The organism is Baekduia soli, assembly GCF_007970665.1.
In the GTDB taxonomy this organism is placed as follows: domain Bacteria; phylum Actinomycetota; class Thermoleophilia; order Solirubrobacterales; family Solirubrobacteraceae; genus Baekduia; species Baekduia soli.
Window position 1 is genome coordinate 899,115 of record NZ_CP042430.1, and the last position, 26,989, is coordinate 926,103.

Here is a 26,989-nt window from a genome sequence, read left to right on the forward strand (position 1 = left end):
GTGGATGCCTCCCTCCCCGCGTGTCACGCTGGGCGTCGCGACGTACTCGCGCGACGCCTTCCTGGCCGAGGCCGTCGCCTCGTGCCTGGCCCAGGACTACGAGTCCCTCGAGGTGCTCGTCGTCGTCGACGGCGCGGCCAACCCGCGCATCGACGAGGTGCTGGCGGGCCTGGACGGCGACCCGCGCCTGCGCGTCGTGCGCCACGACGTCAACCGCGGGATCTCCGAGGCCTACAACACGATCGTGCGCGAGGGTCGCGGCGAGCTCATCGCCATGCTCGGCGACGACGACGTCTGCCTGCCCGACCGCATCCGCCGCCAGGTGGCGGTCTTCGACGCCCACCCCGACACGGGCGTCGTGCACGGCGACGCGATCGTCATCGACGGCGACGGGGTGGCCCACGGCCGCCTGCGCGTCGCCGACATGACCGGCGCGCGGCTCATGCACCACTTCTGGCGCGAGCACAACACGCTGCTGGACCCGACGCGCATGGTCCATCGCCGCGTGTACCAGGCCGTCGGCGGCTACGACCCCGCCCACACGCTCGCCCAGGACTTCAACTTCTGGCTGCGGGCGGCGCCGCGGTTCCGCTTCCGCCACGCCGGCGGCGACCCGCTCATCCGCCTGCGCCGCCACGACGACAACTTCTCCGGCGAGGACGCCGCGGCGCTGGCGACCCAGGTCGACCAGGTCCAGCGCACGCTGCTGGAGTCCCTGGAGCGCGAGCCGCTGAGCGACCTCGTGCCCGAGCTCGACTGGCCGCTGCTGCATCCCGACAGCGCGCGCCGCCGCGCGCTGGAGACCCTGGCCGGTGCCGTCGAGCGCCGCGGCCTGCCGCTGCCCGCCCTGGGCGCCCGCCTGCGGGCCATGGCCGCCGAGGTCCCGCCGGCGCCCGCGCCCCGGCGCGACAAGGGCCGGCTGCTCATGACGATGTTCGGCTTCGACGACGCCGGCGGCGGCACGATGCTGCCGCGCTTCGCCGCCAAGGAGCTCGTGCGCCGCGGATGGGACGTCTGCGTCTTCCACGCCGCCGTGGACCCCGACCCCTCCGGCGTGCCCTACGCGCTGCGCGAGTGGGAGGAGGACGGCGTGCGGCTCGTCGGCGTCCACAACCGGCCCTCGGGCCTGTGGGACGCCCAGCGCCCCGACCGCGAGCTCGAGGACCCGCCGGTCGCCGACGCGTTCGCCGACCTCCTGGACCGCTTCGGGCCCGATGTCGTGCACTTCCACAACCTGCACAACCTCGGCGCCGCGCTCATGGACGTCGCGGCCGCCCGCGGCGTGCCCGCCTACTTCACGACCCACAACTACTGGCTCGTCTGCCCGCGCGCGTACCTCCTGCGCGGCGACGGAGCGATGTGCGGCGGGCCCGGCGACGCCGGCGCCGACTGCGCGGCCTGCACCGGCGGCCCCGACCCCGCCGCCTACCAGGAGCGCCTGGCCGCGATCCGCGAGTCCTTCGCGCGCTCGATCACCGCGTGCATGGCCGTCTCGCACGGGGTGCGGCGCACGCTGATCGACCAGGGCTACCCGCCCGAGGCCATCGACGTCGTGCACCAGAACGTGCCCGCCCAGGACGAGACCTGGGAGCGCGTCGGCCGTGACCGCCCGCCCGGCCGCGTCGGCGACGAGCTCGTCGTCGGGTTCTTCGGCTCGGCCTACGCGCACAAGGGGCCGCAGGTCCTCGTGCGGGCCGCCCAGCTCACGGCCTCCGGCGTGCGCGTGCGCATCCACGGCGAGCTGCCGCGCGGCATGGCCGACGCCCTGGCGCGCCTGGACACCCGCGGCGTCGTCGAGCTGCACGGGGCGTTCTCGCCGGCCGAGCTGCCCGCCCTGCTGGCCGGGGTGGACGCCGCCGCCCTGCCGTCGCTGTGGTGGGACTGCGCGCCGCTGGCCGCCGGCGAGTGCCTCGCCGCGCGCGTCCCGCTGCTGGCCCCCGGATGGGCGGGCTGGCCGAGGCGATCCGCGACGAGGTCGACGGGCTGGCCTTCGACGGCGGCGACGTCGCCGGGCTGGCCGCCCAGATGGAGCGCCTGGCCTCCGAGCCCGGGCTGCTCGAGCGCCTGCAGGCCGGCATCCAGGCCCCGCGCGGGTTCGGCGCCTACGTCGACGAGCTCGAGGCCTACTACGCCGGCGGCCGCCCGTCGCGCGTGACGCGGGAGCCGGCGACCGCCGTCGCCTGGGTCGGCGAGCAGGACGCCCCGACGAGCCTGGCGCGCATCAACCGCGAGGTCGGCGACGTGCTCGACCGTGAGCCCGGCCTCGCCCTGCGCCGCGACGCCACCGACCGCCCGGCGCCGCCCGCGCCGCTGCCCCACGCCGCCGACGTCGAGGTCCGCCACCAGTGGCCGCCGGACCTCTCGCCGCCGGCCTCCGGGCGCCTCGCGCTCATCCAGCCCTGGGAGTTCGGCTCGGTGCCCGCCGCCTGGGGCCCCGCGCTGCGCGAGGTCGTCGACGAGCTGTGGGTGCCCTCCGAGCACGTGCGCGGCATGTACCTCGAGGCCGGGATGGACCCCGGCCGCGTCGCCGTCGTGCCCAACGGCGTCGACCTGGCCACCTACGCCCCCGAGGGCCCGGCCGCCGATCTCGGCCTCGCCGGCGGCCTGCGATTCCTCTTCGTCGGCGGCGCGATCGGCCGCAAGGGCATCGACGTCCTGCTCGACGCGTGGGCGCAGGCCTTCGCGGGCCGCGGCGACGTGACGCTGGTCGTCAAGGACTTCGGCGCCGACGGCGTCTACCGCGGCGCCGACCGCACCGCGCTGGAGCGCGCGGCCGCCGACCCCGACGCGCGTGTCATCCACCTGACCGACGTGCTCGACGACGCCGGCGTCGCGGCGCTGTACCGCGCCTGCGACGTGCTCGTGCACCCCTACCGGGGCGAGGGCTTCGCGATGCCGGTGCTGGAGGCGATGGCCTGCGGCGTGCCCGCGATCGTCACCGCGGGCGGCCCGACGGACGAGTTCTGCCCGCCCGCGGCGGGCTGGCGGATCCCCTCGCGGCGCGTGACGCTGCCCGGGCGCTCGGTCAGCGGGATGCCGACCCACGGCGACCCGTGGATGCTCGAGCCCGACCGCGACGCGCTGGCCGCGCTGCTGCGAGAGGCCGCCGACGCCCCCGCCGCCGAGCGCGCCCGCCGCGGCGCCGCCGCCCGCGCCGCGGCGCTCGAGCTCGGCTGGGACGCCGTCGGCGCGCAGTACGCCCGGCGCCTGCGGGCCCTCGCGACCCGCCCGCCGCGCCTGGCGCAGCGCGCGGCGACGGACCTCGGCCTGGAGGGCCCCGGCCGCCGGCTGCTGGCCCTGCCCGCCTTCCGAGGTCCCCGTCCCGATCGGCTCTCCGAGCTGCTTGCGGCCTGGGCCACCGCGGCCCCCGCCGGCACCGACGCCACGCTGGTGCTCGTCGCCGACCCCGCGCGCGACGGCGAGCCCGCCGACGTCGAGGGCCGGATCCTGGCGGCTGCGCAGGACGCGGGCGCCGACCTCGAGGGCTGCGCCGACATCGAGGTGCGCTTCCTGCACGCCGTGCTCGGCCGCGACGCCGCGCTGCACGCCGCCACCGACGCGTTCGTGGCGCTGCACGGCGCCTCGGCCGGCCACGAGCGCCTGGCGCGCGCCGCCGGCAACGCCGTGCTCGAGCCCCGCGCGGGCGCGATCGCCGCGTTCCTGGGCGCGGCCGTGGCCACCCGCCCCTAGCGCAGCGGGTAGGACAGGCCCAGCTCGGGCACGTCGACGCGCCCGGTGCGGTCGGTCGCCGTGCCGATCCTGCGGGCGCCCGGGTGGGCGGCCGCGAGGATCGCCGCCGCGTCGTCGGCCCGGTCCTCGGGGACGACGGCCACCAGCCCGCACCCCATGTTGAAGACCTCCCACATCTCGGCGTCCTCGACGTCGCCCAGGCGCGCGACGAGGTCGAAGACCGGGGTGACCGGCAGCGGGTCCTCGATCGCGTAGCCGCCGCCGAGGCGCAGCAGGTTGGTCAGGCCGCCGCCGGTGATGTGCGCGAGGCCGTGCACCGGCACGTCGGAGGCCAGCAGCTCCAGGACGGCGCGGACGTAGATCACCGTGGGCTCCAGGAGCACGTCGGCGACGCTGGCGCCGCCGAGCTCGGCCGGGCGGTCGTCCAGCCCCAGCGCGGGCAGCCCCGGCGCGTCCTCGAGCAGGGCGCGGCGCGCCAGCGTGTAGCCGTTGGAGTGCAGCCCGCTGGACGGGACGCCGATGAGCGCGTCGCCCGGTGCGATGCGCTCACCGGTGATGATCGTGTCGAGGCCCACGGTGCCGATGCACGTCGCGCACAGGTCGAAGCCGCCGGGCGACGGGTGGCCGCGGATGAGCTCGGGCAGGACGGCCAGCTCGCCGCCCGGGACCTCGCAGCCGGCCTCCTGGGCGCCGACCTTCAGGCCCTGGGCGATGCGCGCCAGGCGGCCGGCGTCGACCTGCTCGACGGCGAGGTAGTCGACGAGCGCGATGGGCTCGGCGCCGACGCAGATGATGTCGTTGACGTTCATCGCCACGCAGTCGATGCCGACGGTCTCGAGCCGGTCGGCCTCCTCGGCGACGACGAGCTTGGAGCCCACGCCGTCGGTCGAGATCGCGATGCCCAGCTCGTCGGTGACCCGCAGCACGGAGGCGTAGTGGCCGCTGCGCAGCACCGAGCGCGACGGGCGCCCGAGCTCGATCGTGCGCAGGACGCCGACGAGCGCGTCGACCCCAGCGTCGGCCTGGTCGGTGTCCACGCCGGCTGCGGAGTACGCGTCGCTCATCGCGGAGATCGTCTCAGACCCGCCAGCGCGACGGCGGCCAGCGCGACGCGCTCGGCGGCCGGCGGCCACACCGAGGTGACCCGGCGCAGTGGCGCGGCGGCTAGCGTCGCGGCCAGCGCGGCGCCCGCCCCGGCGGCGAACGGGGCTCGCAGCCCCGGGTCCACGCCGCGTCGGGCCAGGCGCCAGGCCTTCAGCCCCGTCGCGCCGGCGACGACCGGCAGCCCGGCCTGGCGGCCGAGCGCGAACGCCGCGCCGCGGTCGAAGCCCCGCAGCCGGGCGGCGGCGACCGTCAAGCCCAGCCGCGACAGCCCGGGCCACAGCGCCAGGGCCTGGGCGGCGCCGAGCCAGAGCGCGTCGGCGGGCCCGGCCTCGGCGGCGCCGCGGCCCGTGGCCCCGCGGGCGTCGGCGGCCACCAGCAGCGCCGAGCCCGCGACGAGCCCGGCTGCCGTGGCGCGCACGCCGCCCAGGCGGCGCTCGATCGGGTCCTCGAGCAGGAGCCCGGCGGCCGCGGCGGGCGCCGTGGCCACCACGGCGAAGCCGGGGGAGGGCAGCGGCACGAGCACGAGCAGGCCCGCGAGCGTCCCGGCGTGCAGCGCCACCGCGAAGGCCTTGCGCACATCGGCGGGCAGGGCCGCCGACGGCCAGCCCAGCAGCCGCGGGATCAGCTCGACGTGGGCCGAGGAGGAGACGGGGACGAGCTCGGCCGGCCCGTGCAGCGCCCCGAGCGCGAGCGCGTGGGCCAGCGGCAGCCGGGCCGTCTCAGGCGGCATCGGTCGCCGGCCGCGCCCGGCGCCCGCGCCACCAGCGCTGCAGGAGCCACACGATGCCCAGCACGATGAGCACCGCCACCGCGTAGTCGACGTAGTGCAGGCGGTCCTTCCACACGTCCCAGTTGTCGCGCGCGGCCTTGCCGACCAGCGTCAGCATGAGGATCCACGGCACGCAGCCCGCCAGCGTCAGCACCGAGAAGCGCCAGAACGGCATCCGCGCCACGCCCGCCGGCAGCGAGATGAACGTGCGCACGATGGGCAGCATGCGGCTGAAGAACACCGCCCACGCGCCCCAGCGCTGAAACCAGCGCTCCGTGAGCGCCAGGTGCTCGGGCCTGACGTGGAAGACCCGGTGGCGCTCCAGGAGCTCCAGGCGGCCGTAGTAGCCGACGGCGTAGGCGATCCACGACCCGACGAGGTTGGCGACCGAGCCCACCGCCACGGCGGCGAAGAGGCTGTACTTGCCCTCGCTGACGTTGAAGCCCGCGAAGAGCATCGTGGCCTCCGACGGGATCGGGATGCAGGCGCTCTCGGGCACCATGAGCAGGAAGATCCCGGGCAGGCCGAGGTCGCCGACGACCCGGGTGGCGAAGTCGGCCAGCTTGTCGGTCACCGACGCGAGGACCAGGAGCGCGAGCAGCATCGCGCGCGAAGGTTAGGCGTCCCGCGCCCGCCGCGGCGTCCGGCGGCCGCGTCGGGGGCCGGCGCGTAGGCTGCGCCCATGGACGACCCCGCGGCGCGCAGCCGGGCCATCTTCACGGTCGTGGGGGACCCTCCGCGCGTGCACGAGCACGCAGGGGCGCAGGAGGGCGTCTACTCCACCGACCTGGACTGCTATGAGTTCCTGGCGCGCCACGCGGCTCCCGGGTCGCGCACGCTGGAGACCGGATGTGGGATCTCCACCGCGCTGTTCGCGGTGTGGGGGACGCGCCACACGTGCGTGGTCGGCGACCGGCGCGAGGTCGACATCCTCGTCGAGTGGGCGGCGGCGCGCGACATCGACCTCGGGGCCATGACGTTCGAGATCGGGATGTCGGACGCGGTCCTGCCGCGCCTGGAGCCGACCGAGCTGGACCTGGTGTTCATCGACGGCGGCCACGCGTTCCCGATGGCGATCATCGACTGGTACTACGGCGCGGGCCGGCTGTGCGAGGGCGGGATCGTCGTCCTCGACGACGTCCAGCTGCCCAGCGTCCGCCTCGGCCTGTTCGAGGCGCTCGAGCGCGACCCGCGCTAGGAGGCGGTGGCGGTGACCTCCAAGTGGGCGGCCTGCCTGCGGCGCTCCTCCGGCCCCTGCACGAGGTGTGGGAGGACCAGCCGTTCCTCAACGGCTGAGCGTCGCCGTCCGGCCCGCCCGGACCTCAAGCAGGCCCGCCGCGCTGCCGACCACCCCGAGGGATGTCCCAGACCCCGCTGCCGACGGGTGGCGATCGACCCCTGTCGGTCCTCGTCATCACCCCCGACGTCCCGCCGGCCGACCGGGACGCCGGCTCCCTGCGCCTGTTCCGGCTGCTGGAGCTGCTCGTCGCCGACGGCCATCGCGTCCACCTGCTCGCGCGGCTCGGCGTGGGGCAGGAGCCGGCCGCGCTCGCCCTGGAGCGCCTGGGCATCGAGACCGTGCGGGCCGACCCGCAGCGGCTGCCCGAGGCGCAGCGGGCGCAGGTCGATGCCCCGGCCGTCGACGTGCCGGGGCTGCTGCGCCGCCTGCGGCCCGATGTGGTCTGGATGTCCTTCCACGACGTCGCCGAGGCCTACCTGCCGCTGGTGCGGCGCCACGCCCCCGGAGCGCGCGTGATCGTCGACACCGTCGACGTCCACTTCGTGCGCGAGGCGCGCGCCGCAGCGCTGTCCGGCCGCCCCGCCGACCATGAGCGCGCCGCGCACACCCGTGCCCGGGAGGCCGCCACGTACGCCGCGGCCGACGCGCTGGTGGCCGTCAGCGCCGACGACGGCGCCGCCCTGGCCGAGCTGGCGCCCGGCGTCCCCGTCCACGTCATCGCCACCATCCACGCCGCCGAGGAACCCGGCCCGGCCTTCGACGCGCGCCACGGCGTCGTCTTCGTCGGCAACTTCCGCCATGCCCCGAACGTCGACGCGGTCGTCCACTTCGTGACGACCTCGTGGCCGCTGGTCCGCGACGCGCTTCCGGGCGCGCGGCTGACGCTCGTCGGCACCGCGCCCCCGGCCGAGGTCCAGGCCCTCGCCGGGCCCGACGTCGCCGTGACCGGCTGGGTCCCCGAGACGCGCCCCCACCTCGACGCCGCCCGTGTGTCGGTGGCGCCGCTGCGCTACGGCGCGGGCGTCAAGGGCAAGATCGGCGAGGCCATGGCCTGCGGCCTGCCCGTCGTCACGACGACGATCGGCGCCGAGGGGATGGGGCTGGTGGACGGCGAGCACGCGCTCGTCGCCGACGATCCCGCGCAGCTGGCCGCCGCGGTCGTCGCACTGCACACCGACGCCGGGCTGTGGGGCCGCCTGGCCGATGCCGGCCGCGCGCGCCTGGCCGCCGCCCTGTCGCCAGCGGTCGCGCACCGCGCCCTGCGCGCGTTGCTGGCCGATGCCGCACCGCAGCTCTTCGTCGCCACCTCCGCGCTCGAGGACGAGGACGTCCTGGACGCGACCCTGGGCGGCTACCTCGACGCCTTCGACGCGGGCGACGCCGTCTCGCTCGTCGTCCCGGTGCGAGAGGGCCGCGATCCGCAGGTCCTGTTCGCCGCGCTGGCCCGGGCGCTGGACCGCCTGGGCCACGACCCCGAGCACATCCCCGACATCGCGCTCGTCGCCTGGGCCCAGGACGCCGTCCTGCCCGCCGCGGCGCTGGAGGCGCCCGCGGCGACGTGGCGCGTGCCGCCGCAGCCCTCGCGCGGGCCCGGCCGTACGCCGGCGGCCGCGATCGTGGTCCGCCTCCCCGAGGACGCCGCGGCCGCCGCCACGCAGGTCGACGCCCTGGCCAGGGCCCGCGTGGCCGATGACGTGGAGATCGTGCTCGTGGCCGCCGAGGACGCCGGCCTGGACGCGGTGCTCGCCTCCGCCTCCGGCGCGCGCGTCGTCCGCATCGGCGCCCATCTCGGGCGCCGCGCCGCGTGGCAGCGCGCCGCCGCCGCGACGCGGGCGCCCACGATCGTCATGCTCGAGCCCCACGCGCTGCCGCGCCCGGGCTTCGCGGCACCGCTGCTCGACGCGATCTCCGCCGGTGCCGCGCTGGCCGGCCCCGTCGTCGCCGGCGCGCACGGTCTGCGGGTCGCCGCCGATGGCGCGCTGTGGCCGCTGGCGGATGCGACCACGGCTCCCGACGCCCTCGCGATGGACTGCCTGGCGGCCGCGCGCGGCACGTGGCTGGACGCTCCCGCGGTCCTCCCGTCCCGCGAGGGCCACGCGGAGGCCCAGCTCGCCGCCTGGGCCGCGGCGCGTGGTCCGCTGACCGTGGCGCCCGGCGCGCGCGTCGGGCGTGCGCCGGCGCCCGAGGCCTCCGTCCTGATCTGCACGCGCAACCGCGCCGAGGAGCTCGAGGACGCCGTCGGCCTTCTCGTCGCCTCCGGCGCCCGCGACGTGGTCGTCGTCGACAACGCCTCGACCGACGCGACGCCGGAGGTCGCGGCCCGGCTCGCGGCGGCCCACCCCGGCGTCGTGCGCGTGGTCGTCGAGGAGCGCGGGGGCCTGGGCCACGCGCGCAACGCGGCCGCGGCCGCAGCCCGGCACGACCTCCTGCTCTACCTGGACGACGACGCGCGGCCCGCTCCCGGATGGGCCGCCGCCGCCGCTCGCGAGCTCGCGCGCCCGGGCGTCGCCAACGTCGGCGGCCCGATCGCGGCGCTGTGGCCGCCGGAGCGCCCGGCGGACTGGCCGGCCCCGGGCCTCGAGCCGCTGCTGAGCGTGCTGGACCTCGGCGACGCCGACCGCACGCTCGTCCCGCCCGACGTCGTCTACGGGGCCAACTGGGGCGTGCGCCGCAGTGCGCTGGACGCCGCCGGCGGCTTCGATCCGGCCTTCGGCGTCGGACCCGACGTGCGGATCGGCGGCGACGAGGTCTCCGTGGCGTGGCGGCTGCACCGAGCAGGGCTCGGGGCGACCCGGTACGTGGCCGCGGCCGCCGTCGGCCATCGCATCGACCCCGCGCGGATCAGCGAGCCGTTCCTGACCCACCGAGCGATGGCGTGCGGGATCGAGCGCGCGCGGCACGCCGCGGCGCTGGACGGCATCGACCGCGGCCGGCTGATGGGCACGGCGTCGGCCGCCGCGGGGCGGCTGCTGCGGCTCATCGCCCTGTCCGGTGACCTGCGCCTCGAGCAGGCGTTCGACGTCGTCGCGGCGTCCACGCTGGACCCGCGCCTGCGCATCGTCGCCGCCGACGCGCTCGGCGAGCTCTCGGGCTCGGTGCTGCTGCTCGGCGAGACGGAGGTCCGCGCGGCCGGGCTGCGCCTGCTGCTCGCCCCCGAGCATCTGCGCGCGGTGCTGCGCCCGGCCGTCGCGGCCTGAGCGCCCCCTCAAGCAGGGCCGTCGCCGACCGATCACCGGGCCATGTCCTCCCTCCTCCGGGACACGCCGTGAAGGCCGTCGTCGTCGTCTGCCTCGAGCCCGAGCACCTCGACCTGTGCCTCGACGCGCTGCTGCGCTGGCTCCCGCACGAGGACATCCTGGTCATCAACAACGCCAACACCCTCGAGCGCGTCGGCGCCATCGAGCGCACGGCGCGACGGTGGAGTGTCAGCACGGGCCGCGGCCACGACCTGGTCAACGGTGAGAACACGCTCGTCCACATCCACGAGGCGCTGAAGGACGTCGCGGCCATGTGGCCCGGCGAGACCGTCCTGAAGCTCGACGAGGACATCCTGCTCGTCTCGCGGCCGGAGGACTGGGACGTGGGCCCCATGGAGCTCCTGGTCCCCGCGGTGACGATCAACAACCACACCTCCCGCTTCTTCCTGCGCGAGCTCGATCCCGAGCTGGCCGACATCGCCGACCGCCACGCGTGGCTCTGGCACCTCCCGGACCCGCGGACGGGCGAGGAGACCCGGGGGCGCGCCCTGCGCGCCGTCTACGGCGCCGAGCCCGAGGCGCTGGTCGAGCACTGCCGCCGCCATGGCGACCGCCGGCGCTACGGCCGCGAGGACTGGGACGGCGAGGCGTTCATGACCGACCCCGCCAACGGCGACCGTCGCGGGATCTCGAGCACGGTCATGGCCTTCCGCAGCGACGACTACGTGGCGATGTGCGGCCGGGCCGCGGGCATCGAGGAGGTCCTCCTGGCCGGCGCGGTGTATGAGGGTCGCGCGACCTACGTCGTCGACACCGGCATCTTCTGCCACCACGTCAACTACCACAGCGTGCGCGACGCGGTCCTGGAGCTCGGCGAGCACGCCGAGCGCTGGAACCGGCGGGCCGTCGTGGCCGCGACCGCCGCCACGCGCGCGGCGGCCCCCAACCCGGTGCTGTCCGCCTAGCGCGGGACCGCGCATGGCCCCTTCGCTCCCCTCCCGTCCCGCGGACGTCCTCGTGGTCGGCGCCGGGTTCGCCGGCGCGATCATGGCCGAGCGGATCGCCAGCGTCCTGGACCTGCGAGTCCTGGTCGTCGACCGTCGCGAGCACATCGCCGGCAACGCCTACGACGAGCTCGACGAGCACGGCATCCGCATCCATCGCTACGGGCCGCACCTGTTCCACGCCAACTCGGACAAGGTCGTCGCGTTCCTGTCGCGGTTCACGGACTGGTGGCCCTACGAGCACCGCGTCCGGGCGTCGGTCGGCGAGCAGCTGCTGCCCGTCCCGATCAACCTGGACACCATCAACGCGCGCTACGGCGCCGGGCTGTCCGAGGGCGACGTCGAGGCCTGGCTCGCGGCCCAGGCCGAGCCGATGAGCCACGTCCGCACCGCCGAGGACGCGGTGGTGGCGCGGATGGGCCGCGCCGTCTACGAGGACTTCTTCCGCGGCTACACGCGCAAGCAGTGGGGGCTGGACCCGAGGCAGCTCGACGCGAGCGTCACCGCGAGGATCCCGGTGCGGACCGATCGCGACGACCGCTACTTCACCGATCGCTTCCAGGCGCTGCCGGCCGAGGGCTACACGGCGATGTTCGCCCGCATCCTCGACCACCCCAACATCGAGGTGCGGCTCGGGACCGAGTACGCGGAGGCCGCGGCCCACGCCGGCCACCGGCATCTGGTCTACACCGGCTGCATCGACGAGTTCTTCGAGCGGCGCTTCGGCGCGCTGCCCTACCGCAGCCTGACGTTCGACCTGCGCCACGAGCCGACGCCCGGCGGGGCCACCGTCCTCCCGGTCGGCCAGGTCAACTTCCCCTCCGAGGACGTCGCGCACACGCGCGTGACCGAGTTCCGCCACTTCCAGCCCGCCGAGCCGCGCGCGGTGACCGCGCTGGCCTTCGAGTACCCGAGCGCCACGGGCGACCCGTTCTATCCCATCCCGCGGCCGGCCAACCGGGAGCGCTACCGCCAGTACCAGGTCCTGGCGCGCACCCGGTCCGACGTAACGTTCGTCGGGCGCCTCGCGCGCTACCAGTACCTCAACATGGACCAGGTGACCGGGCAGGCGCTGGCGACCTTCGCCGAGCGGGCCGCGGTCATCGCGGCGTCGGCCCGCCGCCCGGTCGCCCGGGCGGCGTGATCGCGGCCGCCAGGCGCCGCGCGTGTGCCGCGAGCGCGGCGACGTCGCCGGCTCCGAACCGCGGTGGGCCGGAGGCCTCGGGACCCGTGCCGAGCACCGCGTCGGCGGCGGCCAGCAGCTCGGCGCGCGCCAGGTGCCGGCCCGGATCGGGCAGCGCCAGGAGGTCCGGGCCACCGTCGTCGGGCAGGCCTGCCGCCGCGGCCAGCGCGCCGAGGTCGGTCGCCACCCGGCCGGCATCCCAGCCCGCGGCGTGGATGGCGAGCGTGACATCGTCGTGGTCGAGGAGGGCCGCGCCGTAGGCGGCCAGCAGACGCACGTCGGCGACGAGCTCGTCGGCGTCGGCGAGCACGACGACGGTGCGCGCGCCCGCCAGCGGGTGCGAGGCAGGGGCGTCGCCCGACGCCAGGGCCGCCTGCAGGTCCTGCAGCCGCCGCCGGGCGTCGGGGTCGCTGGGCCGGTGGGCGGCGGCGACCAGCGCCTCGCGCAGCGCGGGCTCCAGCGCGCCGCGCGCCGCCAGCGCGGCGGACCGCGCCGCCGCCTGCGCGGCCGCAGCGGCGTCCTCACGCCAGGCCGGCGGGTACTGGAGGTAAACGGTGCCCGCCGCCTGCACGGCCTCGGCCCCGTCGCGCTCCACGGCCGACCACGCCGCCACGAGCGCCTCGGCGGGCAGGGCGCCCGCGCCGCCGTGGCGGATGGCGCACCGGCGCGTCATGGCCTCCTTGAGCTTCTCCCGAGCCAGGCCCGCACCGCTGGCGTTCAGCGTGAGGTTGGCGCCGTGCTGGCGATAGCCGACCTTGGGCTCCAGCAGGTAGTCGATCGAGGCGACGGCCGCGATCTGCATCACGCACCACCAGTCGACGAACGCGACGTCGGGCGGGATCGGGTGGAAGCGCCCGGCCAGCGCGGCACGCACGGTGATCGACGACGCGGTCGCCACGTTGCTGTGCACGAGCAGGTGGGGGAACACGTCGGCGCCCCGCATCGGCTTGAGCCCGATCGACTCCCAGTAGGAGGGCATGAGCACCGCGTCGTCGCGGTCGATCAGCGTCAGGTCGCCGTAGACGGCGCCGACCTCGGGCCGGCGCGCGAAGACGTCCACGGTGGCCGCGGTCTTGCCGGACGGCCAGAGGTCGTCGGCGTCCAGGAGGGCCCAGAGCTCGCCCCGGGCCTCGGAGAATGCGCGGTTGGTCGCGGCCACGTAGCCGGCGTTGTCCTGGCGGAAGGCCCGGATGCGCCCCGGGTGGCGCGCGGCGTACTCGGCGAGCACGTCCGGCGTGTGGTCGGTGGAGCCGTCGTCGACGACGACGATCTCGAGGCGGTCGGCGGGGTAGTCCTGGGCCAGCGCGCTGTCGAGGGTCCGCGCGAGGAAGTCGCCGTAGTTGTAGGCCGCCACGATCGCCGACACCAGCGGCTGCGCCGCCTCGCTCACCGTCGTCGCCTCATCCGGCCCGAGTATCCCACCGCGACCGGCTCCTCATGCCCGCCGGCGCGCCGTTCAGGCGCCGTACGCCCGGATCTGACCCAGCGTCGTCTCGCGGTGGTCGGCGCCGTCGCGGTGGGCGCGATACCAGTCCGCCGTGCGCGCCAGTGCCTCGCCGAGGTCCCAGCGGGGCGCCCAGCCCAGACGCGCGCGGGCGCGCGAGGAGTCGAGCTTGAGCCAGTGGGCCTCGTGGGGGTGCGGGCCCGGGTCGGCCTCCCAGCGCAGCGGGGCGTCCCACAGCGCCGCCAGGCGCTCGGCGATCCAGCGCACGGGCCGCGCGTCGTCCTCCGCCGGCCCGAAGTTCCAGCCCCCGGCCGCACCGGGCGTGCCGTCGGCCAGGGCCTCGGCCAGGCGCAGGTAGCCGGCCAGCGGGCTGAGCACGTGCTGCCACGGGCGCACGGCGTCGGGGTTGCGCAGGCGCAGCGGCGCCTCGTCCAGCGCCGCGCGGAAGAGGTCGGGCAGCAGCCGGTCGGCGCCCCAGTCGCCCCCGCCGATGACGTTGCCCGCGCGGGCCGTCGCCACCGCGGGCGCGCCGGGGCCGGAGAAGAACGAGGCGCGGTAGGCGGCGACGACGAGCTCGGCGGCGCCCTTCGAGCTCGAGTAGGGGTCCGCACCGCCCATGGGCTCGTCCTCGCGGTAGCCCCACTCCCACTCGCGGTTGGCGTAGCACTTGTCCGAGGTGGCCACGACGACCGCGCGCACGTCGGCCGGCGCGCGGCGGACGGCGTCGAGCACGTGGACGGTGCCCATGACGTTGGTGGCGTAGGTGCCGGCGGGGTCCCCGAAGGAGCGGCGCACGAGCGGCTGGGCGGCGAGGTGCAGCACGACCTCGGGGCGCGCGGCGGCCACGGCGCGCGCGACGGCCGCGGGGTCGCGGACGTCGCCCTCGTGGTGGGCGACGAGCTCGCCGACGCGCGCCAGCGAGAACAGCGCGGGGTCGGTCGGGATCCCGCGCGACAGGCCGCTGACCTCCGCCCCCATCGCCGTCAGCCACAGGCACAGCCACGCGCCCTTGAAGCCCGTGTGGCCCGTGACCAGCACCCGCCGGCCGGCCCAGGCGCGCGCGTCCGGGAGGGCGCTTCGGGGCTCGGCCATGGCCGGACTATAGGCTTGCCGCGTGCCGGTCCCCCTGTTCGACACCGAGACGCCGCGCCTACCCCTGCGCGCGGATCTGCGCAGCGCCGTGCACCGCGTCCTCGACGCGGGCCGGTTCGTGCTGGGCCCCGAGGTCCAGGCCTTCGAGCGCGAGTGGGCCGCCTACCTCGGCGCCGCGCACGCGATCGGCGTGGCCAACGGCACCGAGGCCATCACGATCGCCCTGCGCGCGCTGGGCGTCGGCCCGGGCGACGAGGTCGTCGTGCCCTCCTTCACGTTCTGGGCCAGCGCCGAGGCGATCCCCCACACGGGCGCCACCCCGGTGTTCTGCGACATCGACCCCGAGACGTTCTGCGTCACGCCCGAGACCGTCAAGGCCGCGATGACGCCGCGGACGAAGGCCGTCATCGTCGTGCACCTGTTCGGCAACGTCGCGCCGGTGGCCGAGATCGAGGCGCTGGGCGTCCCGGTCCTGGAGGACGCCGCGCAGGCCGCGGGCTCCATCGGCCCCGCCGGGCGCCCGGGCGCCCTGGGCACCGTGGCGACGTTCTCGTTCTACCCCTCCAAGAACCTCGGGGCCTTCGGCGACGGCGGCGCGATCACCACGCGCGACGACGACGTCGCCCAGCGCGTGCGCACCCTGCGCTTCCACGGCTCGGCCGACAAGAAGGACTACTCCATGGTCGGCTACAACAGCCGCCTGGACGAGCTGCAGGCCGCGATCCTGCGGGTCCAGCTGCCCGAGCTCGACCGCTGGGCGCAGGCCCGCGTCGAGGCGGGCGACCGCTACGAGCAGGCGCTGGACGGCCTGGTCGGCCTGCCGCGCGCGACCCCGGGCGCGCGTCCCGCGTGGCACCTCTACGTCGTCCGCCACCCCGACCCCGACGCGCTGCAGGCGGCGCTGACCGAGCGCGGCGTGGCCTGCGCGCCGTACTACCGGCGCCCGATCCACGAGCAGCCGCCCATGCGGTCCTATGCCCCGGCCCACGACCTGCCCGGGACCGCCGAGGCGGCCCGCACGCACCTGGCGATCCCCATGTCGGCGGCGCTGCGCGCCGAGCAGGTCGATGAGGTCGCGGCCGCCGTGCGCGATGCGGGTCTGGTTCGACCTCACCAATAGCCCGCACGTCCTCGTCCTGCGCCCGCTCATCGCGGCGCTGCAGGCCGACGGCGCCGAGGTGGCGGTCACCGCGCGCGACTTCGCGCAGACCGTCGCGCTGTGCGAGCGCTTCGGGATCGACTGCGAGGTCATCGGCCGCCATCGCGGCGCCCGGCTGGGCGCCAAGGCCCTGGGGCTGGCCGACCGCTCGCTGGCCCTGACGCGCTTCGCGCGCGGGCGTCGGTTCGACCTGGCGATCGGGCACGGGTCCAACGACGTCAGCGTCGCCGCGTTCGCCCTGCGCATCCCGGCCACGACGATGTTCGACTACGAGTGGGCCACCGTGCAGCACTCGGTCAACTGCCGGCTGTGCCGGGCGGTCGTCGTGCCCGACGCGATCCCGCCGCAGCGGCTGGAGCGCTACGGCGCCCGCGGCAAGCTCGGGCGCTACCCGGGCCTCAAGGAGGAGTACTACCTGGCCGACTTCGAGCCCGACCCGGCCGTGCCCGCCCAGCTCGGCCTCGACGTCGCACGGCCCATCGCGGTCGTCCGCACCCCGCCGTCGGTCTCGCTGTACCACCGCTTCGAGAACGACCTCTTCGCCCAGGTCCTGCTCGCGCTGCGCGAGCAGGCGCAGGTCGTCGTGCTGCCGCGCGTCGACGCCCAGCGCGCCGAGCTGCAGCGCGCGGGCGGGTTCATCGTGCCCGAGCGCGCCATCGACGCGCAGTCGCTCATCGCCTGCGCCGACCTCGTCGTCAGCGCGGGCGGGACGATGAACCGCGAGGCCGTCGCGCTGGGCACGCCGGTGGCCACGACGTTCGAGGGCCGCCTGGGCGCCGTCGACGAGCGCCTTATCGCGCAGGGGCGCATGGCCCGCCTGGAGTCGGCCGAGGCCCTGCGCGTCGTCAAGCGGGCCGACGCCGCCGGCGCGGCCGCCGCCCGGATTCGCCGCGACCCGCGCATCCTGCTGGACCTGGCCACCGCGCCGTTGCGCGCGCGCCGCCGCGGCGGCGGCTAGGCCGGGGCGGCGTCAGGCGGCCTGGGGGCCGCGGCGCGCCGCGGGGCGGTGCGCGACGAGCTCGATGCGCTTGAGGATGGCCAGCGCGGCCTCCTGGCAGGCGATCGCGGCGCCGATCCCGACCTGCGGGGCCGTGCGGCGCTGGACGCACTGCAGGAAGGCCTCGGCCTGCACGACGACGGCCTCGCGCGGCGGGACCTCGATGCGGTGCGTGAACGCCTCGTGGCGCCCGGCGTCGGAGACCGTCGTGCGCACGGCCTCGATCGTGCGGGTGTCCAGGTCGGCGCAGACCCGGGCCTGCTGGGTCGTGACGGTGATGCGGCGTACGCGCGTGCCGCTGGCGCGCGAGGCGACGAGCGTGGCCACGAGGTCGTCCTCCATGACGAGCAGCGCGTGGGCGTGGTCGACGGGGCCGCCGCGGCGGGTGCGGCGCCCGGCGGCCTGCGTCGCGGCGATCGTCTCGCCCGACAGCGCCAGGACGAACTGGAGGTCCTGCTGCATGAGGTCCTGGACGACGTCGCCCGGCGGGATCGGGCCCGCGACGGCCGGGTCCATGCGCTCGGCGTGGACGGCGATCACGTCCTGCTCGGCGACGAGGACGCGCAGCTCGCGCACGGTCGGGTCGAAGTGCTCGTCGAAGGCGGTCATCGCGACGGGGCGCCGCGGCGAGCGCACGATGGCCGACAGCAGGCCGTGGGCGAGGTCGGGCGTCGTGGCCAGCGGCGGCTCGACGAGCACGTCGAGCCCGCGCTCCAGCGCCGTGCGCATGAGGGTCGGGCGCCGCTCCAGGGCGCCGGCGACGACGGCGGCCTCCGCGGTCTCCAGGGCCGGCTCGAGCTCGTCGGCGACGGGGATGCCGAGGGCCTGCGCGGTGGCCCGGGCGGCCGCCGGGTCGTGGTCGTAGACGCCCGTGAGCGTGCAGCGGTCCGCGAGACCGCGCAGCGCGCGGCCGTGGCGCTCGCCGGCCTCGCCGGCACCGAGCATGAGGACCCTGACCATCTCCCACCGGGTGATCGGTCCCGGAGACGGCCGCTTGAGACCGGGAGGCGCTCTACAATGCGGCGATGCGCCGGCGCCTCCGCTCGGTCGCGCTACCCCTCCACCGTCACTCGATGCCGCAGGTGGGCATCGACGCGGCGCTGGTGGCGCTGGCCTACTTCCTCGCGTTCCGCCTGCGGTTCGACAACGGCGTGCCCGACGACTACGCCGACCTGCAGGCGGCGACCATCGCCTGGGTCGTGGGCGCCAGCGTCGTGGTGTTCACGCTGTTCCGGCTCTACGAGAAGTGGTGGCGCTACACCGGCCACCGCGACTACGTGAACATCGTCGAGGCCGTCACCGTCGGCACGCTGTTCGTGCCGGCGTTCGTGGCGCTGACCCAGCCCGTCATCGTGCGCTCGGGGCGGGGCGACGTCGCCCTGACCGTGCCCACGGGCGTCCTGGCGCTGTTCTTCCTGCTCACGCTGACGCTCGTGGGCGGGGCGCGCTTCGTCAGCCGGGCCGTCTACGAGCGCCCGCCGGGCGGCTTCCGCGCGCGCTCGGACGCCCGCCGCGTGCTCATCGTCGGCGCCGGCGACGGCGGCCGCCTCGTGCTGCGCGAGATCCTGCGCAACCGCGACCTGGGCCTGGACCCCGTCGGCTTCGTCGACGACGACCCGACCAAGCACCGCGTGCGCATCGACGGCGTCCGCGTGCTGGGACGCACCGACGAGCTGCCGCGCATCCTCGACGAGGCCGAGCCCGACGAGGTCACCATCGCGATCCCGTCGGCACCGGGCACCCTGCGCGCCCGCGTCGTGTCGGCCTGCCGCACCCGCGGCATCCCGGTCCGGACGCTGCCGACCGTCTTCGAGCTGCTGCAGACCGGCGGCGCCAACGTCGTGCGCCAGGCGCGCCCCGTCGAGGTCGAGGACATCCTGGGCCGCGAGCCCGTGCGGATGGAGCTCGACCGCGTGGGGCGCTACCTCGACGGCGAGGTCGTCATGGTCACGGGCGCCGGCGGCTCCATCGGCTCGGAGCTGTGCCGCCAGATCTCGCGCGTGGCCCCGCGCAAGCTCATCCTCCTCGACCACGCCGAGGACAACCTCTTCCGCATCCAGCGCGAGCTGGAGGACGACCGTCACGTCCACCCCTCCACGCTGGCGGTGGTGCTCGCCGACTGCAAGGAGGGCGAGCGGATGCGCGAGGTCTTCGCCGAGCACCGCCCGACCGTCGTCTTCCACGCCGCGGCCTACAAGCACGTCGGGCTCATGGAGCTCAACCCGGTCGAGGCCGTGCGCAACAACGCGGTCGCCACGCGGCTGCTGGCGCGCGTGGCCGGCGAGCACGAGGTCAAGCGCTTCGTGCTCATCTCGACGGACAAGGCCGTCGCGCCGGCCACCGTGATGGGCGCCTCCAAGGCGCTGGCCGAGTACGCCGTCGAGGCCGCGCAGGACCGCTGGCCGCGCACGCGCTTCGCGATCGTCCGGTTCGGCAACGTCCTGGGCTCCTCGGGCTCCGTCGTGCCGATCTTCCGCCGCCAGATCGCCCGCGGTGGGCCGGTCACCGTCACCGACCTACGGATGACGCGCTACTTCATGACGATCCCGGAGGCCGTGCAGCTCGTCATCCGGTCCGGGTCGCTGGGGCAGGGCGGCGAGATCTTCGTGCTCGAGATGGGCGACCCGGTGTCGATCCGCCACCTCGCCGAGACGATGATCGAGCTCTCGGGCCTGCGTCCCGGGGAGGACATCGCCATCGAGGAGGTGGGACGCCGCCCCGGCGAGAAGCTCCACGAGGACCTCTTCAACCCCTACGAGCGCACGCAGCCCACCCCGGCCGAGAAGATCACCCGCGCCGAGCGCGACCGCCTCGACCCCGCGGTCGTCGAGGCCATGTTCGACGAGGTCGGGCTGCTGGTCCTCGAGGGGGACGCGGCGGCGCTCGCGGCCAAGGTCTCCGAGCTCACCGGGATGCGGGCCTCCGCCGCGCTGGCCGACCCCCCCGACGCGCCCGGACCCCAGGCAGGCCGGGCCGTTCTCTAGCATGGCCCCCTCCATGGTCTCGATCCTGGCCTTCTCGGTTACGGGCAAGATCGAGCAGTACGGCGCCTACGCGGGCTTCGCCAGTGTTCTGGGGCTCGCCGTGCTCTCGCTGCTCTACTTCGCCCAGGCCCGCGAGCTCAAGCGCCTGCGCGAATGGGCGGGGCGCTCGCCCGAGCGCGCGGCCGAGCTGCAGGAACGCGTGCAGGCCGACGCCGCCCGGCGCGCCGCCGTCGTCCCTCAGGTCCAGCCCTCGCGCGTCATCCCGGCCACGCCGGGCGCGCAGGTGCCCGCCACGCCCGCCGGCCAGGCCGCCCAGGTCGCCGCACCGGGCGCGGCCGCCGGGACCACCGCCGCCGGTGCGGCCGCCGCCGCGACGGCCGCCGGCGCCGGCGTCGCCACCCCTCCCGCCGCTCCGGGCACGCCTCCGGCCGTCCCCGGCCAGTCCACCACGGTGCAGCCCGCCGCCGCGTCGGCGCCCGCCAACGGCACGGGCTCCGGCCCCGTCGTCCGTCCCGGGCAGCCGCTGCGCGTGCCGCCCGCCACCGCCGCGGCCGCCCGTGGACCCGTCACCCCCGAGCCGCCCGAGGCCGAGGGCGGCCGCAACCGGCTGCTCATCGGCGGCGCGGTCGCCGCCGTGCTCGCCGTGGTCGTCGTGGCGGTCGTGCTGCTCGTCGGCGGTGGCAGCTCGCACAGCCCCAAGAAGCCGAACACGATCTCGCAGTCGGCGGCCGGCCAGTCCAGCGCCAGCACCGCGGCGCCCGACACCAGCACCGCCGCGGCGCTGAAGCCCGGCGCGTTCACGACCGCGGTGCTCAACGGCACCACGACGCCGGGCCTGGCGCGTGGCGTGGCCGTGCGGCTGCAGAACGCCGACTTCAAGATCGGCAACGTCACCAACGCGACCGACCAGAGCCACTCGGCGACGATCGTCGAGTACGCGCCCAAGCACCGCAAGGAGGGCCTGGAGGTCGCCAAGGCGATCGACGTCAGCCCCGACGCGGTCCAGGCGCTGACCCCCGCCTCGCGGGCGATCGCCGGCGCCGAGGCCTTCGTCGTGGTCACGGTCGGCAACGACCAGAACCAGTCACCCCAGCAGCAGCCCTAGCTGACCTCGCACGCCGTGGCCGGCTTCCTCGACCTTCCCGAGCGCAGCCCGAAGCCGCGCCAGCACGGACTGACCAACGTCCTGGACAAGGGCCTGTCGACCGCCGAGGTCGACGGCCTCATGGAGGTCGCGGGCGCCGCCGTGGACTTCGTCAAGCTCGGCTGGGGCACCGCGCTGGTCACGGGCAATCTGGACGCCAAGCTGGCCCGCTACCGCGCCCACGGGGTGCCGGTCGTCCTCGGCGGCACGCTCACGGAGATCGCGCTGCGCGACGGGCGCCTGGACGGCCTCGTCGCCTGGCTCAAGGAGCTGGGCCTGGGCCACGTCGAGGTCAGCGACGGCACGATCGAGCTCGAGCCGGAGCGCAAGCGCGAGATCATCGCCCGGCTGGCGCGTGACTTCACGGTGTTCTCCGAGGTCGGGTCCAAGGACGCCGAGCGGATCATGGCCCCCTACCGCTGGGTGCAGGACATCGAGGCCGAGCTGGCGGCCGGGGCCTGGAAGGTCATCGCCGAGGCGCGCGAGTCGGGCACCGCCGGCATCTTCCGCCCCGACGGCGAGGTGCGCATGGGCCTCATCGACGAGATCGTCCACGCCGTGGACCCCGCGCGGCTGGTCTTCGAGGCGCCCCAGAAGGTCCAGCAGGTGTGGTTCCTGCGCCGCTTCGGGCGCGAGGTCAACCTCGGCAACATCGCGCCGGCCGACGTCCTGTCGCTGGAGACCCTGCGCCTGGGCCTGCGCTCGGACACGATGGAGGACGCATGAAGATCGCGCTGGCCCGGCACGGGGAGACGCCCTACAACGCCGAGCACCGCTTCCAGGGCCACCTCCCCGTGCCCCTGACCGAGCGCGGGCGCGAGCAGGCCCACGAGCTGGCCCGTGCGGCCGCCACGCGCGACTGGGGGGCGCTGTACTGCTCGCCCCTGGCCCGCGCCCGCGAGACGGCCGACATCGTCGCCGCGGCCATCGGGCACCACCCGATGGAGGACGCCCGCTTCGCCGAGACCGACTGCGGCGACTGGACCGACCGGTTCTTCGCCGACGTCCAGGCCGCCGAGCCCGAGCTCTTCGCCGCCTACCAGCGCGCCGACCCGGCCTTCGCCTTCCCCGGCGGCGAGTCCTTCGCCGCCCAGCAGCTGCGCGTGCTCGAGGGCATCGACGCGGTGCGCCAGGGCCCGCTGCCGGCGCTCGTGGTCTGCCACCGCGGCTCGATCCGCCTGGCCCTGGCCGCGCTGCACGCCGACGACGCGCAGCGCACGGCCGAGGTCCCCAACGCGTCGCTGGTGGACCTGCCGTGAGCCCGGTCGGGGCCAGACCCCGGCCCACGACGGTCGTCGTCCTCTTCGGGATCCTCGTCGCCGCGACGTTCGCGGCGTTCTTCGTCGCCCAGCGGCTCAAGAACGCCCCGAGCGTGATCCAGTCGCTGCGCATCAACAGCGCCGGGCCCGGCAACGTGTTCTCGCCCAACGGCGACGGGCGGCGCGAGCGCGTGCGCATCGCGCTCAAGCTCAAGAAGGCCGACCGCGTCACGCTGGCGGTGCTCGACGCCCGGGGCGACGTCGTGCGCACGCTCGTCGACGACCGCCCGGTCAGGGCCTACGAGACGATCGGCCTGCCGGGCGTGCCGTGGGACGGCCGCGACGATGCCGGCCGCGTCGTCCCCGACGGGCGCTACCGGCTGCGGATCACGCTGCGCAACCAGGGCCGCTCGGTCGTCGTGCCGCGGTCGATCCTCAAGGACACCAAGCCGCCCACGCCGCTGGTCACCGCGATCGGTCCCGAGACCGCCTACGGCCCCGAGCTGCTGCCCGAGGCCGGCGACCGGCCCGCGCAGATCCACTTCGGCCCTGCGCTGGCCTTCGCGCGCCTGCACATCTTCCGCACCGCGCCGGGGACGATCCGCGTGGTGCGCACGGCCGACCTCAAGCCGGGCGCCCGCGAGTTCGACTGGGACGGCACCGACGACACCGGGCGCCGCGTGTCGCCCGGCACCTACCTCGCGGTGCCCGAGTGGCGCGACGTGGCCGGCAACATCGGCACGTCGGTCCCGCTGGACAAGGCCGGCCTGCCCGTCCTGGGCCACGGGCGCCTGCGCGGCCGCGGCGGCATCACGGTCCGCTACCTCGGGGCCCGGCCGCCCGTGACGCCGGCGCTGGCGCGCGACCGGGTGACGATCGACGTCGACAGCCGGCGGCAGCGCTACACGTGGGAGGTCCGGCGCGTCGGCGGCACCGCCGTCAAGCGCTCGGGCGCGCCGAAGACCAGGCCGCGCGTCGTGTTCGCCGCCCCTGGGGGCACCTCGGGCGCCTACGTCTTCCAGGCGCGCACGCGGACGCACACGACGCGCGTGGTCTTCGCCGTGCAGGCCCGCCGCTCCGTCGCGGGCACCGCGGCCCGGCCGCGCGGCGTGCTCGTGGTGCTGCCCGTCATCACCTGGCAGGGCCTGAACCCCGTCGACGACGACGGCGACGGCGCGCCGAACACGCTGGCGCTCGGCGTGCCCTCGCGGCCGTTCCGCGTCATGGGCGGCGGCGGCCTGCCCGCCGGGTTCACCGACCGCGAGGCGCCCATCCTGCGCTGGCTGGACCGCACGGGGCGCCGCTACGACGTGACGACCGACCTCGCGCTCATGCTCGGCCGCGGCCCGCGGCTGACGGGCCACCACGGCGTCCTCATCCCCGGTGACGCCCGTTGGCTGCCCAGCCGGGTGCGCACCAACCTGCGCACGTTCGCGCGCGAGGGCGGCACCGTGGTCTCCGCGGGCATCGACAGCCTGCGCCGCACGGTGCGCATCGACGACAACGGCCGTCTGGCCGACCCGTCGGCGGAGCGGGCCACCGACCTGTTCGGCGCGCGCCTGCGGCCGCTCGTGCAGCACACGAGCGACCTGGAGAACTTCCAGGACGACGCCGACGTCAGCCTGTTCTCCGGCGGCGACGGGCTGTTCGGCGCGGTGCCGTCCTGGGAGCCGACGATGAGCGCCGGCCCCGACGCCGACCTCGTGGCCCGTGCGGTCACCGTCGACCCCGCCGGCTTCAACGTCATCGTCGCCGTGCGCTTCGGCAAGGGACTGGTCATCCGGCCCGGCTTCCCGGCCTTCGCCCCGCGCCTGTCCACCAACGACCCCGCCGTCACCGCGCTGATGGCCCGCATGTGGACGCTCCTGTCCCGCTGATCCTCTGCGCGCTGCTGGCCGCCGGCGCCGTGCTGCTGCCCGGGGTGCGACTGCGCGCGCTGGCGACCCTCGGCGCCCTGGTGCTCGCGCCCGTCCTGCTGGTGTCCGACATCTGGGACACCGACCAGGTGCGCCCGCTGCGCGACCACCCGTCCGTGGCCGTCGCGGGGGTGGCCGCCGGGGTCGTCGTGCTCGCGGCGCTGGCCGTGCTGTTCGCCCGCCGGCCCCCGGCGTTCCCGATCGCGGCCGCCGCGGCCATCCCGTTCCGCGTCCCGATCGCCTCGGGCGGCTCGACGGCCAACCTGCTCGTCCCGCTCTACGTCGTCGTCGGCGCCGGCGCCCTGGCCTACGCGGTGCCCCGGCTGCTGCCCGGCCGCGACGACGGGCGCGAGCGCGCGGCCGGCGCGATCGAGTGGCTGCTGGCGGTCTCCGTCGTCCTCTACGCCGTGCAGTCCTCCTACTCCGACGACTTCGGCAAGGCCCTGGAGAACGTCGTGTTCTTCTACGTGCCGTTCGCGCTGCTCTTCGCGCTGGTGGCGCGCATCGCGTGGACGCGGCGCCTGGCCGTGCAGGTCCTCGGCGTCCTCGCCGCGCTCGCGCTGGTCTTCGCGGCCGTCGGCTTCGTCGAGTACGCCACGCGCCACCTGCTCCTGAACCCCAAGGTCATCGCGTCGAACCAGTTCGAGTCCTCGTTCCGCGTCAACTCGCTGTTCTTCGATCCCAACATCTACGGGCGCTTCCTGGCCGTCGTGATGATCGGCGTGGCCTCCGTGCTGCTGTGGGCGCGCCGCGGGCGCGACGTCTGGGGCGCCGCGGCCGTGCTCGCGGTCCTCTGGGCCGGGCTGCTGCTCACCTTGTCGCAGTCGAGCTTCGCGGCGCTCCTGCTCGGGCTCGTCGTCCTGGCCGGCGCGCGCTGGCGCCCGCGCTGGGCGGTGGCCACCGCGGTGGCCGCGCTCGTCGTCGGCGCCGTCTTCGTCGTCGCCGCGCCGTCGGCGCTGCACCTGAACCTCAACAATTCCAAGTCGGCCGACACCGCCACGAGCGGGCGCTACGACCTCGTCAAGGGCGGGCTGCGCCTGTTCATCGCCCGCCCGCTGCAGGGCCACGGGTCGGGCTCGTTCTCGCGCTCCTACCGCCGCGCCGAGAAGGGCTCGCAGGAGCGGGCGGTCTCCGCGTCGCACACCATCCCGATCACCGTGGCCGCCGAGCAGGGGATCGGCGGCCTGCTCGTCTACCTGGCGCTCCTGGCCGCCGCGGCGGTCATGCTGTTGCGCGGCGCCCGCGGCGATCCCGTCCGGGCGACGATCGCCGCCGCCTTCATCGCGCTCGTGCTGCACACCTGGAGCTACGCCTCGTTCCTGGAGGACCCCCTGACGTGGGCGCTGCTCGGCGTGGGCCTGGCGCTGGACGTCGCGCGGAGGGCCCGGGCCGCCGGCGTGGCGCCGTCGTGAGCGCGCGCCGGACCGAGCTGGCGGTCGTCGCGGCGCTCGCGCTGATCGCCGTGCTCGCCTGGGCGCTCGTCCCGACCTATCCCAACTACGACGCCTACTACCACCTGGCCTGGGGGCGGGAGATCACCGGCGGCCACCTGCCGACCTTCGGCGCCTACCAGGCGCCGACCGAGCACCCGCTGTACCTCGCGCTGTGCGCGGTGCTCGGCCTGGTCGGCGAGCACGCCGACCGCCTGCTCGTGCTGCTCACCTGCCTGTGTCACGTCGCGTTCACCTACGCCGTCTACCGGCTGGGCACCGCGATCTGGGACCGCCGCGCCGGCCTGGCCGCGGCGCTGCTGGCCGGCTCGTCGTTCGCACTGCTGCTCTACGCCGCGCGGGCCTACGTCGACGAGCCGTTCCTGGCGCTCGTGCTGTGGGCCGCGGCGCTGGAGGCCGAGCGCCCGCGGCGCGGCGGGCCCGTCTGGGTCCTGCTCGTCCTGGCCGGCCTGCTGCGGCCCGAGGCCTGGGTCCTGGGTGGGCTGTACTGGCTGTGGGTCGGCCCACGGCCGCGGCGCCTGGCGCTCGTGCTGGTGGCGCCGGTGCTGTGGTGCGTGGTCGACGCGGTCGTCACCGGAGACCCGCTGTTCTCGCTGCACGCGACCTCGGACCTCGCCGACGAGCTCAACCGCAGCCGGTCGTTCTCCGAGGTCCCCGGCGACTTCGTCTCGTTCCTGGCCGACACCGCGCGCCTGCCCGTGGCCGTGGCCGGCGTGCTCGGCGCGCTGTGGGCGTGGCGGCGGCGCGAGGGGCGCAGCACCCACGTCGCCCTGGCGCTGTTCGCGGCCGGGACGTTCACGTTCTTCGTCACGTCGATCGCCGGGCTGTCGGTGCTGCCGCGCTACCTCACGGTGCCCGCGGTGGCGCTCTGCCTGCCCGCGGGCTGGCTGGTGACGCGCACGCGCTGGCTGCTGGCGGTCGCCGTCGTCGCGGGGGTGGCGTTCGTCGTCGTGCGCGCCGACGCGTTCGGCAAGCTGGCCACCGAGCTGCGCTTCATCCGCTCGACGCACGACGACCTGTCGGCCGTGCTGCACACGCCGCAGGTGCGTGCCGGGCGCCGGTGTGGCGCGGTGACGCTGCCCAACTACCGGCTGGTGCCGGACACGCGCTGGATCCTGGACGCCACCCAGCGCCAGGTCGGATCGCGCAGCGCGCGGACGCGCACGTCGGGCGTCGCGCTGCTGCTCGTGGGCGACAAGCTGCTGCGCCGCTACGGCTTCGCCGACGGCGCCAGCCCGAGGACCAACGCGCCGCCCGACGGCTTCGTCCGCGCCGTGCGGCGCGGCGGCTTCACGGCCTACGTCGGCTGCCCGTGAGGCGCAGGAAGGCGGGCGGGAAGCCCTCGCGCTCGTGGAA

Annotated in this window: 21 protein-coding genes; 15 read left to right on the plus strand and 6 right to left on the minus strand. The window is 76.0% G+C overall.

Going from position 1 to position 26,989, the window contains the following annotated elements; genetic code table 11:
- The first annotated feature begins 4 nt into the window (after nucleotides 1-4).
- Nucleotides 5-2,155, plus strand: a complete 2,151-nt coding sequence (locus FSW04_RS04205; protein WP_146916587.1) for a glycosyltransferase — start codon at nucleotides 5-7, stop codon at nucleotides 2,153-2,155.
- Nucleotides 2,156-2,508: 353 nt separating this feature from the next.
- The gene (locus FSW04_RS26740) at nucleotides 2,509-3,690 is read left to right on the plus strand and encodes a glycosyltransferase (RefSeq protein WP_228431383.1); all 1,182 of its coding nucleotides are present in this window, start codon (nucleotides 2,509-2,511) and stop codon (nucleotides 3,688-3,690) included.
- On the opposite strand, the gene purM is transcribed toward FSW04_RS26740, so the two are convergent.
- From purM to FSW04_RS04225, 3 genes are read right to left on the minus strand one after another with little or no spacing between them, the layout of a single operon-like run.
- Nucleotides 3,687-4,754: a phosphoribosylformylglycinamidine cyclo-ligase gene (gene purM / locus FSW04_RS04215; RefSeq protein WP_146916592.1), complete on the minus strand. Its 1,068-nt coding sequence runs from the start codon at nucleotides 4,752-4,754 to the stop codon at nucleotides 3,687-3,689. The genes FSW04_RS26740 and purM overlap by 4 nt on opposite strands.
- Nucleotides 4,751-5,524, minus strand: coding sequence for an undecaprenyl-diphosphate phosphatase (locus FSW04_RS04220; protein WP_146916594.1), 774 nt, complete (start codon nucleotides 5,522-5,524; stop codon nucleotides 4,751-4,753). Before FSW04_RS04220 ends, purM begins: the two co-directional genes overlap by 4 nt.
- Nucleotides 5,514-6,167, minus strand: coding sequence for a DedA family protein (locus tag FSW04_RS04225; RefSeq protein ID WP_146916597.1), 654 nt, complete (start codon nucleotides 6,165-6,167; stop codon nucleotides 5,514-5,516). The genes FSW04_RS04220 and FSW04_RS04225 overlap by 11 nt, the downstream gene beginning before the upstream one ends.
- 78 nt (nucleotides 6,168-6,245) lie before the next feature.
- On the opposite strand from FSW04_RS04225, the gene FSW04_RS04230 reads away from it, so the two are divergent.
- The 4 genes from FSW04_RS04230 (at nucleotide 6,246) to glf (ending at nucleotide 12,148) form a co-directional block, all read left to right on the plus strand.
- Nucleotides 6,246-6,761, plus strand: a complete 516-nt coding sequence (locus FSW04_RS04230; RefSeq protein ID WP_146916599.1) for a class I SAM-dependent methyltransferase — start codon at nucleotides 6,246-6,248, stop codon at nucleotides 6,759-6,761.
- A 161-nt stretch (nucleotides 6,762-6,922) separates the two neighbouring features.
- Complete coding sequence (locus FSW04_RS04235; RefSeq protein ID WP_146916601.1) at nucleotides 6,923-10,000, plus strand: glycosyltransferase; 3,078 nt, start codon at nucleotides 6,923-6,925, stop codon at nucleotides 9,998-10,000.
- Nucleotides 10,001-10,068: 68 nt separating this feature from the next.
- On the plus strand, nucleotides 10,069-10,965 hold the full coding sequence (locus FSW04_RS04240) for a hypothetical protein (RefSeq protein WP_146916603.1): 897 nt from the start codon (nucleotides 10,069-10,071) through the stop codon (nucleotides 10,963-10,965).
- 13 nt (nucleotides 10,966-10,978) lie between these two features.
- On the plus strand, nucleotides 10,979-12,148 hold the full coding sequence (glf, locus tag FSW04_RS04245; protein WP_146916605.1) for a UDP-galactopyranose mutase: 1,170 nt from the start codon (nucleotides 10,979-10,981) through the stop codon (nucleotides 12,146-12,148).
- On the opposite strand, the gene FSW04_RS04250 is transcribed toward glf, so the two are convergent.
- On the minus strand, nucleotides 12,105-13,577 hold the full coding sequence (locus tag FSW04_RS04250; protein WP_146916607.1) for a glycosyltransferase: 1,473 nt from the start codon (nucleotides 13,575-13,577) through the stop codon (nucleotides 12,105-12,107). The genes glf and FSW04_RS04250 overlap by 44 nt on opposite strands.
- Before the next feature lie 66 nt (nucleotides 13,578-13,643).
- Entirely contained in the window at nucleotides 13,644-14,723 is a 1,080-nt protein-coding gene (rfbG, locus tag FSW04_RS04255) for a CDP-glucose 4,6-dehydratase (protein WP_146916609.1), read from the minus strand.
- 22 nt (nucleotides 14,724-14,745) lie between these two features.
- Between rfbG and FSW04_RS04260 the strand changes: the two genes are divergently transcribed.
- A complete protein-coding gene (locus tag FSW04_RS04260) occupies nucleotides 14,746-15,843 on the plus strand; it encodes a DegT/DnrJ/EryC1/StrS family aminotransferase (RefSeq protein ID WP_146916612.1) in 1,098 nt (365 codons plus the stop codon).
- The gene (locus tag FSW04_RS04265) at nucleotides 15,815-16,840 is read left to right on the plus strand and encodes a DUF354 domain-containing protein (protein ID WP_146916614.1); all 1,026 of its coding nucleotides are present in this window, start codon (nucleotides 15,815-15,817) and stop codon (nucleotides 16,838-16,840) included. Before FSW04_RS04260 ends, FSW04_RS04265 begins: the two co-directional genes overlap by 29 nt.
- A 12-nt stretch (nucleotides 16,841-16,852) precedes the next feature.
- Here FSW04_RS04265 and FSW04_RS04270 read toward each other — a convergent pair whose 3' ends face one another.
- Nucleotides 16,853-17,839, minus strand: coding sequence for a Gfo/Idh/MocA family protein (locus tag FSW04_RS04270; protein WP_146916616.1), 987 nt, complete (start codon nucleotides 17,837-17,839; stop codon nucleotides 16,853-16,855).
- Between the two features lie 113 nt (nucleotides 17,840-17,952).
- On the opposite strand from FSW04_RS04270, the gene FSW04_RS04275 reads away from it, so the two are divergent.
- The 7 genes from FSW04_RS04275 to FSW04_RS04305 are packed head-to-tail and all read left to right on the plus strand — an operon-like array spanning nucleotide 17,953 to nucleotide 26,949.
- A complete protein-coding gene (locus FSW04_RS04275; RefSeq protein WP_228430876.1) occupies nucleotides 17,953-19,863 on the plus strand; it encodes a polysaccharide biosynthesis protein in 1,911 nt (636 codons plus the stop codon).
- Between the two features lie 13 nt (nucleotides 19,864-19,876).
- Nucleotides 19,877-20,968, plus strand: coding sequence for a LytR C-terminal domain-containing protein (locus FSW04_RS04280; RefSeq protein ID WP_146916621.1), 1,092 nt, complete (start codon nucleotides 19,877-19,879; stop codon nucleotides 20,966-20,968).
- 15 nt (nucleotides 20,969-20,983) lie between these two features.
- On the plus strand, nucleotides 20,984-21,733 hold the full coding sequence (locus FSW04_RS04285) for a phosphosulfolactate synthase (RefSeq protein WP_146916623.1): 750 nt from the start codon (nucleotides 20,984-20,986) through the stop codon (nucleotides 21,731-21,733).
- Nucleotides 21,730-22,266 carry a histidine phosphatase family protein gene (locus FSW04_RS04290; RefSeq protein WP_146916625.1) on the plus strand — a complete coding sequence of 179 codons (537 nt, stop codon included), beginning with the start codon at nucleotides 21,730-21,732 and terminating at the stop codon, nucleotides 22,264-22,266. Before FSW04_RS04285 ends, FSW04_RS04290 begins: the two co-directional genes overlap by 4 nt.
- A complete protein-coding gene (locus FSW04_RS04295) occupies nucleotides 22,263-24,143 on the plus strand; it encodes a FlgD immunoglobulin-like domain containing protein (RefSeq protein WP_187369237.1) in 1,881 nt (626 codons plus the stop codon). The genes FSW04_RS04290 and FSW04_RS04295 overlap by 4 nt, the downstream gene beginning before the upstream one ends.
- Entirely contained in the window at nucleotides 24,122-25,594 is a 1,473-nt protein-coding gene (locus FSW04_RS04300; protein WP_146916627.1) for an O-antigen ligase family protein, read from the plus strand. Before FSW04_RS04295 ends, FSW04_RS04300 begins: the two co-directional genes overlap by 22 nt.
- Nucleotides 25,591-26,949, plus strand: a complete 1,359-nt coding sequence (locus tag FSW04_RS04305) for a hypothetical protein (protein ID WP_146916629.1) — start codon at nucleotides 25,591-25,593, stop codon at nucleotides 26,947-26,949. The genes FSW04_RS04300 and FSW04_RS04305 overlap by 4 nt, the downstream gene beginning before the upstream one ends.
- The last annotated feature ends 40 nt before the right edge of the window (nucleotides 26,950-26,989 follow it).